This window comes from Sphingobium sp. TomTYG72 (assembly GCF_055394715.1).
The window spans coordinates 753,548-765,807 of record NZ_AP027336.1 but is presented as its reverse complement, the minus strand read 5'-3'; the positions used below and the strand labels follow the sequence as shown (position 1 = coordinate 765,807).

General features: G+C 59.5%; 12 protein-coding genes. 2 read left to right on the top strand and 10 right to left on the bottom strand.

What is annotated here, in order from left to right; genetic code table 11:
- Nucleotides 1–46 precede the first annotated feature (46 nt).
- The 8 genes from ACZ5U1_RS03985 to ccmC form a co-directional block, all read right to left on the bottom strand.
- Nucleotides 47–1,975, bottom strand: a complete 1,929-nt coding sequence (locus ACZ5U1_RS03985) for a potassium transporter Kup (protein ID WP_464779472.1) — start codon at nt 1,973–1,975, stop codon at nt 47–49.
- A gap of 133 nt (nt 1,976–2,108) precedes the next feature.
- On the bottom strand, nt 2,109–2,753 hold the full coding sequence (locus ACZ5U1_RS03980; RefSeq protein ID WP_464779471.1) for a tetratricopeptide repeat protein: 645 nt from the start codon (nt 2,751–2,753) through the stop codon (nt 2,109–2,111).
- On the bottom strand, nt 2,750–3,160 hold the full coding sequence (locus ACZ5U1_RS03975; protein ID WP_464779470.1) for a cytochrome c-type biogenesis protein: 411 nt from the start codon (nt 3,158–3,160) through the stop codon (nt 2,750–2,752). The genes ACZ5U1_RS03980 and ACZ5U1_RS03975 overlap by 4 nt, the downstream gene beginning before the upstream one ends.
- Entirely contained in the window at nt 3,157–3,684 is a 528-nt protein-coding gene (locus tag ACZ5U1_RS03970; protein WP_464779469.1) for a DsbE family thiol:disulfide interchange protein, read from the bottom strand. Before ACZ5U1_RS03970 ends, ACZ5U1_RS03975 begins: the two co-directional genes overlap by 4 nt.
- Complete coding sequence (locus ACZ5U1_RS03965) at nt 3,681–5,612, bottom strand: heme lyase CcmF/NrfE family subunit (RefSeq protein ID WP_464779468.1); 1,932 nt, start codon at nt 5,610–5,612, stop codon at nt 3,681–3,683. Before ACZ5U1_RS03965 ends, ACZ5U1_RS03970 begins: the two co-directional genes overlap by 4 nt.
- A gap of 46 nt (nt 5,613–5,658) precedes the next feature.
- Nucleotides 5,659–6,105, bottom strand: coding sequence for a cytochrome c maturation protein CcmE (gene ccmE, locus ACZ5U1_RS03960; RefSeq protein ID WP_464779467.1), 447 nt, complete (start codon nt 6,103–6,105; stop codon nt 5,659–5,661).
- Nucleotides 6,102–6,233, bottom strand: coding sequence for a hypothetical protein (locus ACZ5U1_RS03955; RefSeq protein WP_464779466.1), 132 nt, complete (start codon nt 6,231–6,233; stop codon nt 6,102–6,104). Before ACZ5U1_RS03955 ends, ccmE begins: the two co-directional genes overlap by 4 nt.
- Before the next feature lie 4 nt (nt 6,234–6,237).
- Nucleotides 6,238–6,960, bottom strand: a complete 723-nt coding sequence (ccmC, locus tag ACZ5U1_RS03950) for a heme ABC transporter permease CcmC (RefSeq protein ID WP_464779465.1) — start codon at nt 6,958–6,960, stop codon at nt 6,238–6,240.
- Nucleotides 6,961–7,143: 183 nt separating this feature from the next.
- Here ccmC and purF point away from each other — a divergent pair, with 183 nt between their 5' ends.
- Both purF and ACZ5U1_RS03940 read left to right on the top strand, forming a co-directional pair.
- Nucleotides 7,144–8,622 (top strand): amidophosphoribosyltransferase, encoded by a 1,479-nt coding sequence (gene purF, locus ACZ5U1_RS03945; RefSeq protein ID WP_464779464.1) that lies wholly within the window; start codon nt 7,144–7,146, stop codon nt 8,620–8,622.
- Nucleotides 8,623–8,720: 98 nt separating this feature from the next.
- Nucleotides 8,721–9,431, top strand: a complete 711-nt coding sequence (locus ACZ5U1_RS03940) for an SDR family NAD(P)-dependent oxidoreductase (RefSeq protein ID WP_464779463.1) — start codon at nt 8,721–8,723, stop codon at nt 9,429–9,431.
- Nucleotides 9,432–9,433: 2 nt separating this feature from the next.
- On the opposite strand, the gene ACZ5U1_RS03935 is transcribed toward ACZ5U1_RS03940, so the two are convergent.
- Both ACZ5U1_RS03935 and ACZ5U1_RS03930 read right to left on the bottom strand, forming a co-directional pair.
- A complete protein-coding gene (locus ACZ5U1_RS03935; protein ID WP_464779462.1) occupies nt 9,434–10,699 on the bottom strand; it encodes a class I SAM-dependent methyltransferase in 1,266 nt (421 codons plus the stop codon).
- A gap of 36 nt (nt 10,700–10,735) precedes the next feature.
- Nucleotides 10,736–12,112, bottom strand: coding sequence for a cryptochrome/photolyase family protein (locus tag ACZ5U1_RS03930; protein ID WP_464779461.1), 1,377 nt, complete (start codon nt 12,110–12,112; stop codon nt 10,736–10,738).
- Between the last annotated feature and the right edge of the window lie 148 nt (nt 12,113–12,260).

The following is a 12,260-nucleotide window of genomic DNA, read 5'->3' as shown; positions in this document are numbered from 1 at the left end:
CGGATGTTCATGGGGCGCGACCTGATGGTCGCGCCCTTTTTGCATCTCAAATCTCTACCTGGCTCCCCAGCTCGACAACGCGGTTGGTGGGAAGGCGGAAAAACTCCATCGCGCTTTCCGCGTTTCGCAGCATCCAGGCGAAGATTTTCTCTCGCCACAGCGGCATCCCTGGGTTGGCAGACGGCAATAGCGTTTGGCGTGCCAGGAAGAAACTGGTTTCCATCATCCTGAATGCCTGACCACATCCGGTGACATTCTTGAGGGCCGCTGGAACGTCCGGTTCCTGCATGAACCCATATTCCAGAACAAGGCGGAAAAATCCTTTCCCCAGATCCTCCAACCTGCATCGGCCATGATCCTCAACGACCGGTACATCCCTGATCTTCACCGTCAGCAGGATGACCCGCTCATGCAACACCTTGTTGTGTTTCAGGTTGTGGAGCAAGGCATGGGGAACACCGTTTGGCGTGGATGTCATGAAAACGGCCGTCCCGGGAACGCGTACGGCGCTGTTGGCGGCCGAGGCCACGAACACGGGGATCGGCATCGCGCCCTCGCGCAAGCGATCCTGTACCAACCGGCGCCCCCGCGACCATGTGGTCAGCAGCGTGAATACGACGAACCCGATCAGCAGCGGGAACCAGCCGCCATCCGGCACCTTGGTAAAATTCGCCGCGAGATATGCGCCATCCACAATGAAGAACACAGCAAGCAAGGGAGCGGAATAATACCAGCGCCACTTCCAGAGCCTATAGAGCAGCACGGTCAGCAGCAGATTGTCGATGAACATCGCTCCTGTGACGGCGATGCCATAGGCAGCGGTCAGATTTGACGATGTCTGGAACACCAGCACCAGCAGGATGACCATCACCATCAATCCCCAATTGATGAGGGGGATATATATCTGCCCTGCGGTCGAAGCACTGGTATGCGCAATCCGCAAGCGGGGCATGAAGCCCAGTTGGATCGCCTGCTGCGTCACTGAAAATGCGCCGGAAATGACCGCTTGACTGGCGATTATCGCAGCCAAAGTTGCGAGGCCAACCAAAGGCAACTGCGCCCATTGGGGGGCCAGATAATAGAAGGGGCTGTGGAGCGCAGCCGCACCTTCTCGGAACAACAAAGCTCCCTGCCCCATATAGTTCATCATCAATGCCGGGAGCACGAAGCAAAGCCAGGATACGCGGATAGGGCTCCGCCCGAAATGGCCCATGTCAGCATACAGCGCTTCAGCCCCGGTCACCGCAAGGACGACCGCGCCCAAGGCGAGGAATGCCGGCAGCGGATCGGTCATGAAAAACATGAACGCCCAATAGGGGTTGAACGCGAAGAGAATGCCAGGCGTCTTGATGATGCTGATGACGCCCAAGGCCGCGATTGTAACGAAATACAGGAGCATGATGGGGCCGAAGAGGGCAGCAACCCGATTGGTCCCAAATCCCTGTATCCAGAACAGACCTACCAATATGATCACCGCAGCAGGCAAAATCGCAGGTGCCAGTTCAGAGTTGTAAACGGCCAGACCTTCAACCGCCGACAGCACTGACACCGCAGGGGTGATCATGGAATCGCCATAGAAAAGAGCGGTGGCAAACACGCCCAAAAGGACGATGCCGCGCGACCATCGTTGAGTCTTCGTTTGCCCGTTGATCAGCGCGAGCAGCGCTAAGCTGCCACCTTCGCCCTTGTTGTCGGCCCGCATGATGATCGAGACATATTTCAGCGTCACGACCAGCATCATCGACCAGAACATCAGGCTGATGACGCCAAGAATGTGGTCGGGATCGAGCGCCAGATGATGATGGCCGGCGAAAGTTTCACGAAAAGCGTAAAGCGGGCTGGTTCCGATGTCGCCGAACACGATGCCGATCGCGCCGACGACAAGCTTGGTCGTCGCCTTCTGGCCTGCGTGGCTGTGTCCTTCAGACTCGTCGTCCTGCGCGTTCGCGGCGGCGCTCGCCAATTGATCAGCCATGAAGGAAACGCCAGATGGTCATGATCATACGACACTCAAGCCAAGGCATGCGCTCGGGGGCGACCCCGCCTGCCTCACAAAGATGGCGCGCGCCCTATCACGCCTCCTTGACCAGCGCAATTGACGAGCCATGTCATTGAACCGCAGGCGCGCTGTCAGCCAGCATCGCGTCGATACGCTCAATGTTAAGCTCCAATTCCGCCTTGATTTTCGAGCCTTCAGGCGCCCTTGCGGCCAAAGGCGCCCAAAGATCGCGGGCGGCCTGCAACTGGCCCGCCCGAACGAGAGCCAGACCGTAGAAATAGGGCGGAGCAGGAGCTTGTGGGTCAAGCGACATCGCGCGTCGGTAAGCAAAGTCAGCGCTCGGTGAAACGACGCCGCCAGCATGCACCACAAGCGCATTGCCAAGGCCAAGCCACAGGTTGGGATCATCGGGCGATTGTTTGATCCCCGCAAGCAGCACATTCGCCGATTCTTTCGTCTTGCCCTGCCTGCCAAGTCCGTCCGAGAGCATCAACCATTGCCCTGCCGGACCATAGCGTTCCGCCATGCCGCGGCGCAGCTGGGCGACTTGCTCATCAAACTGCTTGCCGGTTGAAGCAGCCGCATTTCTGGGCGCTCCCGCCAGGCCAGGATTGCCCTGCCACGCATAACCAGCAAGGCCGAGCAGCAGAGCGGCGGCCGTAAGTTCCCATGAAACGCGCGGAATACGCCCGACAGCTACCAGAAGCGCCATCAGGCAAATAGCGAAGGCAGCCGCTATGACCCATCCTGTCATTGCGGCCCTCCCCGCTTGATCCGTCCGCGCACAAGCAACAGTCCAAGACCGATCAGCAATAATGGCGCGCCCCAAAGCGGCCAAAGAACCGGTTCCGCCGTAGGCTCATAACTTACCCAATCGCCATAACGTTCAATGAGCCAGCTGCGGATGTGCTCGGGTCGTTCCCCAGCCATGATCCGCTCCCTGATCTGGGAACGCATATCACCTGCCAGACTGGCGTTGCTGTCTGCAATAGATTGGCTCTGACAAGTGAGGCAGCGAATCGTTTCCATCAGCGCCTTCGCCTTACGCTCGAGCGCTGGATCATCGATTTGCCGGTCTGCATAGGGAGCCGGAGGAAGCGCCGACTGCGCCAGCAAAGGCGAACTCATCAGCAATGCAAGCAATGCCAGAAGCCGTGTCATCGCGCAGCCTCCAAACGCTGGAGAATCATCGGGATGTCATCCGCCCTTATGTCACCGACATGCTGGTAGGCGATGCGCCCCTTTCCATCGATGATGAAGCTTTCCGGCACGCCGGAGGAGCCAATCGCGATCTGCACGCTGCTGCGCGCATCAAGGCCGATACGGCTATATGGATTGCCATAGCGCTGAAGAAAGCGATCGACATCAGAACGGGCGTCACGGATCGCGACCCCGTCAATTTCCACACCTGCTTGCTTCAGCGCCATAAGCTGAGGAGCTTCCGCAGCGCACGGCAGGCACCAGCTGGCGAAGACGTTTAGCAGCCGGGGTTTGCCCGTTGCCAGTTCCGCGCTGGCCAAGGCGGGGCGATCGCTAGCCGCTGCTGGCAAAGTGAATTCGGGCAATGCTTTGCCGACGAGCTTGGAGGTGATGACCCGGTCGTCCGGTTTCAGCAAGCCGCTCGCAAACAGGATGAAGAATCCCGCAAAGAGCGCAAGGGGTAGCCAGATCAAGAGCTTCTTCATGCTGCAAGCGTCCTGCTGCGCCATTTAAGAAGCCATCCCCGGCGCTCGCGCCCTACCAATGCCAAAGCGCCACCAAGGGCAATCAGCCCGCCGCCAAACCAGATCAGCGTGACGAAGGGCTTCCACCAGACCCGCAGTTGCCAACGTCCCTCGGTCGCCTCCTGGCCCAACACTACGTAAAGCTGCCCGTTCCATCGGGTCAGCAGGGCCGCTTCAGTGGTGGTCGTGGGGGGAGAAGGGAAGAAACGAGATTGTGGATGCAGGGCAACCGGCGCCCCATTCCCCCGGCTCACCTCCATGTCAGCTTGTAACGCTGTCCAATTGTCTCCGGCGATCGGCGAAATCTGCACGAGGCGGAGTTTCCAATCAGCAGCTTCGACGACGTCACCGGGGCGGACGGCCGCCAGCTTTTCAACGGTAAACGCGGAATCGCAAGCCATGCCCGCGAGACTGACAGCGCATCCCAGATGGGCGATGACCATTCCCCAGGTGAACAGCGGCGTGCGCCGCAAGTTGCGCTTCCACAAGGGGGCAATGCTTCCGGCGGCCACAGCCAAGGCGATGACCAGACCAAGAAACGGCAGCACGCCGATTCGGCCCCAAGCGAAAATCGCCATCATGGCAACAGCGGTCAACGCGATTGCCGCAGGGATGATCATGCGCCCGGTAACCTCTGCCAGCTTGTCCCGGCGCCAGCGGGTCAAGGGTCCGGCCGCCATAAAGATCATCAGGATGAGCGCGATTGGACCAACTATCCTGTCGAAATAGGGAGCACCGACCGATACCTTGTGCCCAAATGCCTCGGTTAGCAGCGGATAGAGGGTCCCGATCAACACCAGACCAAGGATGACCGTCAGCAGCAGATTGTTGATCACCAACATGGTTTCGCGGCTGACAAGCTCAAATGGCGCACCCTCGCGAACTGCGCCAACCCGCCAACCGAACAACGCCAGCGCCCCCCCGATATAAAGGCCCAGGAGGATGAGGATGAAGCTGCCGCGTTCCGGATCGACAGCGAAGGCATGGACGCTCGTCAATATGCCTGAACGGACGAGAAAGGTCCCAACCATCGACATCGAGAATGCGACAACAGCCAACATCACGGTCCAGGCCCGCAACGCATCGCGGGTGGCAAGCACTGTCACGCTGTGCAGAAGTGCCGTTGCCGCCAGCCACGGCATCAACGAAGCGTTTTCCACAGGGTCCCAGAACCACCAGCCTCCCCAACCGAGCTCATAATAGGCCCAGTAGCTGCCAGCCGTGATCCCAAGCGTCAAAAGTATCCACGCCGCCAGTACCCATGGGCGCATCGCCCGGGCGAAATCTGCGTCGACCCGCCGCGTCAGTAGCGCGCCAACGGCAAAGGAGAAGGCGACTGAAAGGCCGACATATCCAAGATATAAGGTGGGCGGGTGGAACGCGAGGCCCGGATCCTGCAACAAGGGATTGAGCCCCTGACCATCCGCCGCAGGGGGAGTGATCCGTGCGAAGGGGTTGGAGGCAAAAAGCAGGAAGGCATAAAACCCCAGGCTAATAGCCGCCTGACCGCCCAGCGTCGCCATATGCGTGTCCCGCCGTAGCGCCCGTTCAAACAGGGCAACCGCAGCCCCCGCGACGCCCATGACCGTCACCCAGAGCAGCATGGAGCCTTCGTGGTTGCCCCAGGTTCCCGCGAACTTGTAAAGCCACGGCTTCATGGAATGGCTGTTGGTGGCCACTAACAGCACCGACATGTCCGATCGCATGAAAAGCGTTACCAGCGCCACAAAGGCAATGGCGGTGAGAGCGCCTTGGGCGACAGCTACCGGTCGGACAGCCTGGAGCAGTTCGTTCTTTTTTCCCGCCAGCCCGAAAGCCACCAGGCTCAGTTGTAAAAACGCCAGCGCCGCCGCAAGCCATAGTGCGGCCAGACCCGCTTCGGCGATCATGCCGCCTTCTCCGCTCGTTTCCGCCCTTTGGCCACCCTGATAGCGCTCACTGGCCTGCCTTCATCTCGTGGGTCGTCTCATTATACTGAATGCCTTCGAGTTCCCGCGGCATATACCGTTCATCATGCTTGGCCAGCAGGTTGGTGGCGATGAACGTGCCCGCGCCATCGAATGATCCTTCCGCGACCACGCCTGATCCTTCCTTGAAAAGATCTGGGGCGATGCCCTTGAAAACAGCGGGAACTGTCGCTTTCCCATCCGTCACCTCAAAATGCATGGTAACGCCATCGGCGGCTCGCTTGAGACTGCCTTTCACCACCATGCCGCCTAGACGAATGGACTTGCCCGGTTCGACACCTTTGGCACGAACGTCGGCGGGCGCGTAGAAATAGGCGGCTTCGTCGCGCAATGCCGATGCCGCGAGCAAACCCGCACCGATCAAGGCGAGCAAGGCGACGACCGCCAGAATAAGGCGCTGATGCTTCGCTTTCATGGCCGGTCTGACAATCTCTGCGCGGCTGACTCTGCATCGCGCATGGAGCGCCAGCATGCAAGGCAGAGGGCCAAGGTGCCCGAAAAGGTCAGCGCATAAGCGCCGACGACGAAAGCCCATTGGTTCATGCCATTATCCCCGCGCCAGCCGCTGCATGCGCGCTTCCACCTTGTTGCGCGCCAATATCGTGCGCATCCGCATCAACACGATCGCCCCGAACAATAGGGAAAAACCGATAAGGGTAAATCCAAGCGGCCAGAGAATCGAAGCGTCGATACTCGATCCGCGCATCGTGATGCTGGGTCCCTGATGGAGGCTGTTCCACCACACGACTGAGCGGTTTATGATCGGAATATTGACCGCCCCCACCAACCCAAAAATGGCTGTGGCCGCACTCACGCCCCCCTGTTCCTGACGCGCACTGGCATTCGCCAATGCTATATACCCGAGATAAAGGAACAAGAGGACGAGCATGGACGTCATCCGGCCGTCCCACTCCCACCAGGTTCCCCAGGTGGGACGCCCCCAAATGGACCCTGTCCCAAGACAAATCGCCGTAAACAGCGCGCCCGGAACAGCAATCGCACGTCCCGCAACAGCAGCCAGCGGATGCCGCCAGACCAGCTGCATCAGCGCCGCCACAGCAATACCTGTCCATCCGGCCATTCCAAGCCATGCTGCGGGCACATGGATATAGAGTATGCGAACCGTCTCGCCCTGGAGATAGTCAGCCGGGGTGATGAACAGCCCGCAGCCCGCACCCACCAGAAGCAGAACGAAACCTGGCCAGAACAGCCAAGTGGTCAGCGGCCGAGCGATCTTCAGGAAACGGGCAGGATTGGCGAAGCGATGCATTTGGACAGGCTCTTTAGCTGCGCCGAACGCGCAAAGCCAGTGGCGCTTTTTCTGTTACGCACAGTACATAATGTCGCTGCCACAGCGGCCCAGACAGCCTTTTTTGTTTCAGACAGGCGACAAATCAGGATCGAACCACTATATGCGCGCGCAGCAGCCATTTTTAGGCGCACAGCATCGGCTATGGATCCGCTCGCACCCATGTTTACGACAAACCCGTTCGACGACGACAAGCTGCGTGAAGAATGCGGCATTTTCGGCGTCATTCAAGCCGAGACCGCTTCGGCGATCGTCGCGCTTGGCCTTCACGCGCTTCAACACCGTGGACAGGAGGCCGCCGGCATCACCAGCTGGGACGGTCACGACTTCCATACCCACCGCGCCATGGGGCACGTGGCGGGAAATTTCGACCGTGACGAAGTGATTCGCGGCCTGCCAGGCAACACGGCATCGGGCCATGTCCGTTATTCGACTACGGGCGAAACATCCCTCCGCAACGTACAGCCCCTCTATGCCGAACTCAATTCCGGCGGCTTCGCCATTGCCCATAACGGCAATATCTCGAATGCGATGAAGCTCCGTCGCGAGCTGATTCGTCGAGGTTCGATCTTTCAGTCGACCTCCGACACCGAAGTGATCATCCACCTGGTCGCGACTTCGACCTACCGTACTCTGCTCGACAAGTTCATCGATGCGCTCAAGCAGATCGAGGGTGCCTACTCGCTGATCGTGACCACGCCCGAGGGCATGATCGCGTGCCGCGACCCGCTCGGCATCCGGCCGCTGGTCATGGGCAAGTTGGGCGACGCCACCATTTTCGCGTCTGAAACCGTCGCCTTTGACGTAGTAGGCGCCGACCATATTCGCTCCATCGATCCGGGTGAGCTGGTCATCGTCACTCATGATGGGCAGATGCGCAGCCATCGTCCCTTCGGCGATGTGCATCCGCGCCCCTGCATTTTCGAACATGTTTATTTCAGCCGCCCCGATTCGATCGTGGATGGCTCGAGCGTTTATTCGGTTCGCAAGGCGATCGGCGCTCAACTGGCAATAGAAAATCCTGTCGATGCCGACCTGGTTATTCCCGTTCCCGACAGCGGCGTGCCTGCGGCCATCGGCTATGCCCAGCAGTCCGGGCTTCCCTTCGAACTGGGCATCATCCGTTCCCACTATATCGGACGGACCTTCATTCAGCCGGGCGACAAGGTTCGTCACCTTGGCGTCAAGCTCAAGCACAACGCCAATCGCGCGCTAATCGCCGGGAAGCGCGTCGTCCTTATAGATGATTCGATCGTGCGAGGAACGACCAGCCTCAAAATCGTGCAGATGATGCGCGAGGCAGGCGCCAAGGAAGTGCATATGCGCATTGCCAGCCCGCCGACTAAACATAGCTGTTTCTATGGCGTCGATACGCCGGAACGCACGAAGTTGCTGGCTCATCGGCTGGACATTGGCGGCATGCAGGACTTCATCCATGCCGACAGCCTTTCCTTCATTTCGATCGACGGCCTCTACAAGGCGCTGGGCGAAACGAAACGAGCGGACATCCGTCCTCAATATTGCGATGCCTGCTTTACCGGCGACTATCCGACCACGCTCACTGATCAGGATGATGTCGTGGTGCAGAACCAGCTTGAACTGCTCGCTGAACGGGTCGTCTGATCGATAGGTCATTTCTGGATGGCTGCCCGGTCATGGGCAGCCACTACCTTTTCCACTAAACCGGCCCTCTCCATCCGGAAGGGCGAACAGGATGCTTCATGTCCACTTTTCCTCTTTCCGGTAAGCTTGCCCTGGTGACCGGCGCGAGCCGTGGTATCGGTGCCGCCACTGCCAAGGCCCTTGGCGCTGCCGGTGCTCATGTCATTCTGACAGCCAGAACTGCCGGTGGTCTTGAGGAGGTGGAAGAATATATCCACGACGCTGGAGGCAGTGCCACCATAGCGCCGCTCGACCTTGTCGATGGCGAAAGCATCGGGCGGCTTGCTCAGGCGGTTTCGGGCCGGTGGGAGGCGCTGGATATTCTGGTTCTGAACGCGGCGACCCTAGGCAGCCTGGCTGCGGTGCCCGCGATCGACGTGAAGGAATTCGCCCGGCTCCTGACGCTGAACATAGCAGCACCACAGGCCTTGATCGCAGCTTTCGACAGAATGCTCCGCGCAAGTTCCGACGCGCGTGTCATTGCTATCACATCATCGGTCGCTACCGCGCCGCGCGCTTATTGGGGGGCCTACGGCGCGTCGAAGGCAGCGCTCGAAACACTCGTAAGCACTTATGGCGAGGAAGTGAAAAATATCTCGGCTATACGCACTCACATCGTTGACCCGGGCGCGACCCGGACGGCGATGCGCGCCAGAGCCTATCCGGGTGAAGATCCCGCGACGGTGAAAGACCCCGAGGTCGTGGGCCAGGCTATAGCTGATCTCGTCCTTTCGGATCGGCCAAACGGCTATCACCAACGTTTGGATTGATCTTAGCCCGGCTTGACCAGCGTCACTTGGGCGACGTCGATCGTGCCGCCGCGAAAGCCGCCTTCGCAATACATCAGGTAATAGCGCCAGAGCGCAACGAAATGCTGGTCGAAGCTGGCTGGTAAAAGACCGCAGTCCACGATTCGGTCGAACCTTTCCCGCCAGCGCCGAAGAGTTTCCGCATAGTGGAGGCCAAAATGGCGGACCTCCCCCCATTCCAGCCCGTTGGCTTCCGCCAAAGCCCTGAAACGGCTTTCCGACAGCAGCATTCCACCGGGGAAAATGTAAGTCTGGATAAAATCGGCGCCCCGCGCATATTTCTCGAATATGGCGTCGTCGATGAAGATATATTGGATTGCCGCCTTCCCGCCGGGTTTCAGCAGCCTCTCTATGGCAGCGACATAAGCGGGCCAGTATTCCTGACCCACCGCTTCAACCATTTCGACGCTTGCAATGGCGTCATACTGTCCTTGAGCGTCCCGATAATCCGTCAGCAGGATGTTTGCGCCAGTACCGAGCCGTTCCCGCGCATATTCAGCCTGCTCGATCGAGAGGGTCAGTCCGTCATAACGGATAGCGCAACGTTGCAGCGCCTGCTCGGCCAAGCCTCCCCACCCGCAGCCTATCTCGAGCAGTGCGCTGCCTTCCTTGAGGTCGAGCCGGTCGAGGATGGCGTCCACCTTGCGCTGCTGCGCTCGTTCAAGGCTCTCGAGCCGGTCATCGGGATCACGGAACAACGCACTGGAATAATGCATGTCCCAGTCCAGCCATAGGCGGTAGAAGTCGTTCCCAAGATCATAATGATAGGCGATGTTACGACGCGACCCCTTCCGGTCGTTGCGACGCACCCAATGCCCGAACCGGCCAATCCATCGGGCCGGGCCATTTGGGCGAGCCACATTACCCAGTGTCGCGGCGTTCGCCATGAACAACTCGAACAAGGCGACCGGGTCCGGACTACTCCATTCACCAGCCGCCCATGCCCGATACCATCCGGCCGATCCCCCGGCGACCAGCCGCAACAGAGCGCGCCAGCGGACCAGTCGGACTTCACAGACCGGCCCCCTTCCACGCCCCCCCAATATTCTCGCGGTTCCATCCGGCAGCGTGGCTTCAAGCCTTCCTTTCAGAAGGCCCGAATCGATACGGTCCAGCAAACGGTGAAAGTGAGGGGCAACCAAGCGCGATGCCCATCCGCGCCTATGTTCCCCGGCCGGGCGCCGCACGGTCGGCGCTCGTCTGCCATGCCTGGGATCAATCGCGTTCATCCCTTCACCCCTGTTCCCTTGTCTATGCGTCCGTCCTTAAGCCCTGCTTTGTCGGTAGGTCGCAAGCGCGCGTTCGCGTGCCTCGCGATGACCAACGCGCTTGGCAGGATATGAGGCCGGTCGTGCATCATAGGCTTCAGGATCGTGAATCGCCGTGTCATCGAGATGAGCCAATTCGGGCACCCATTGCCTGATATAATCACCCGCTTCGAATTTTGGAGACTGGGTCAGCGGTGCCATGATTCGGGAAAACAGGTTTGCGTCAACGCCACTGCCCGCCACCCATTGCCAATTCACGCTATTGTTGGCGTAATCCGCGTCCACCAATGTGTCCCAGAACCATCGCGCGCCGTGTCGCCAATCTATCAGAAGATGTTTGATGAGGAAGCTGGCTGCGATCATGCGAACCCGGTTGTGCATCCATCCGGTCGCCCAAAGCTGGCGCATACCGGCATCCACTATCGGGTAGCCCGTTCGTCCTGTTTTCCAGGCGGCAAAATCATTGCCCGCTTCGCGCAAGCTGCGCCAGGCAAAGCGGTCGAAATCGGAGCGGGCATTTTGTGACCCATAGCTCGGCAATGCCCAAATCTGCGTATGCGCATAGTCCCGCCAGATCAGTTCCTTAAGAAAGGTGGTCGCATCTGCCGCCGCCTCGCTCACCCGATGCCAGACATAGGCGGGAGAGACTTCCCCAAAATGGAGATGAGGCGAAAGCCGCGAAGTTCCTTCCACGGACGGAAGGTTACGCGCCACATCATATTCGTCCGCCTCGTCGATAAAGGAGGCGACGCGGTGACGTGCCCCAGCTTCACCAGGCGACCAGTCCTCGGCAAAGCCTGCTGCCCAGTCGGGATGACGGGGGCATAGTTCCCAATCGTCGAGCGAATCGCTCACGGGCCATTTTGCTGGCGCGTCGATCCTTGACGGGGTCACGACGGGTTCGGCCGGTGGCATGTGAAGCATCGTTGCCCGGGCGAACGGCGTGTATATCTGATAGAGATTGCCGCCCGACGTGCGGACGCTCCCAGGCGGCAACAACAGCATACCGTCGTGAAGCTGAAGATCGATCTGCTTCGCTGCTGCCTTTTCGGCATTCCGCCACCATGGCTCATAATGAGCGAGTGCATGCACCCGCTTGGCACCGGTTTCGCGGGCGAGCCTCTCCAGCTGCTCGGCGCTCTCCCCTTTGCGCAGGATGAGGCGAGACCCTTTACGACGAAGGCTATCGTCCAGCGATTTCAGGCTGTGATGAAGCCACCACCGCTGCGCACTGCCCATTTTCCATTGCTTTGGGGATGTATCGTCCAGGATATAGACCGGGATGACCGGCCCTTCCTTCACTGCCGCCGCCAGAGCTGCTTGATCAGATAAGCGGAGGTCTTGGCGGAACCAAAGGATTACGGAATTGGACATTTGCAAGCTTTGCCATTGCGAGGCCGAGCTTCCAATCCCCTCTCCCATTTCGGCGCGAAAAGCTGTCCGGATATGGTGCTGTGCGTTTTAGCGCATGGACGGCCGCTGCTTCGCCCATTATCATTGCACTGCACAAAGCGGGCCAAAG

Coding starts and splice junctions, on each gene's coding strand:
- ACZ5U1_RS03980 (WP_464779471.1), bottom strand. CDS start 2,753: ATGACAGGATGGGTCATAGCGGCTGCCTTCGCTATTTGCCTGATGGCG.
- ACZ5U1_RS03970 (WP_464779469.1), bottom strand. CDS start 3,684: ATGAAGAAGCTCTTGATCTGGCTACCCCTTGCGCTCTTTGCGGGATTC.
- ACZ5U1_RS03965 (WP_464779468.1), bottom strand. CDS start 5,612: ATGATCGCCGAAGCGGGTCTGGCCGCACTATGGCTTGCGGCGGCGCTG.
- ACZ5U1_RS03935 (WP_464779462.1), bottom strand. CDS start 10,699: ATGAACGCGATTGATCCCAGGCATGGCAGACGAGCGCCGACCGTGCGG.
- purF (WP_464779464.1), top strand. CDS start 7,144: ATGGATCCGCTCGCACCCATGTTTACGACAAACCCGTTCGACGACGAC.
- ACZ5U1_RS03930 (WP_464779461.1), bottom strand. CDS start 12,112: ATGTCCAATTCCGTAATCCTTTGGTTCCGCCAAGACCTCCGCTTATCT.
- ACZ5U1_RS03975 (WP_464779470.1), bottom strand. CDS start 3,160: ATGACACGGCTTCTGGCATTGCTTGCATTGCTGATGAGTTCGCCTTTG.
- ccmE (WP_464779467.1), bottom strand. CDS start 6,105: ATGAAAGCGAAGCATCAGCGCCTTATTCTGGCGGTCGTCGCCTTGCTC.
- ACZ5U1_RS03955 (WP_464779466.1), bottom strand. CDS start 6,233: ATGAACCAATGGGCTTTCGTCGTCGGCGCTTATGCGCTGACCTTTTCG.
- ACZ5U1_RS03940 (WP_464779463.1), top strand. CDS start 8,721: ATGTCCACTTTTCCTCTTTCCGGTAAGCTTGCCCTGGTGACCGGCGCG.
- ccmC (WP_464779465.1), bottom strand. CDS start 6,960: ATGCATCGCTTCGCCAATCCTGCCCGTTTCCTGAAGATCGCTCGGCCG.
- ACZ5U1_RS03985 (WP_464779472.1), bottom strand. CDS start 1,975: ATGGCTGATCAATTGGCGAGCGCCGCCGCGAACGCGCAGGACGACGAG.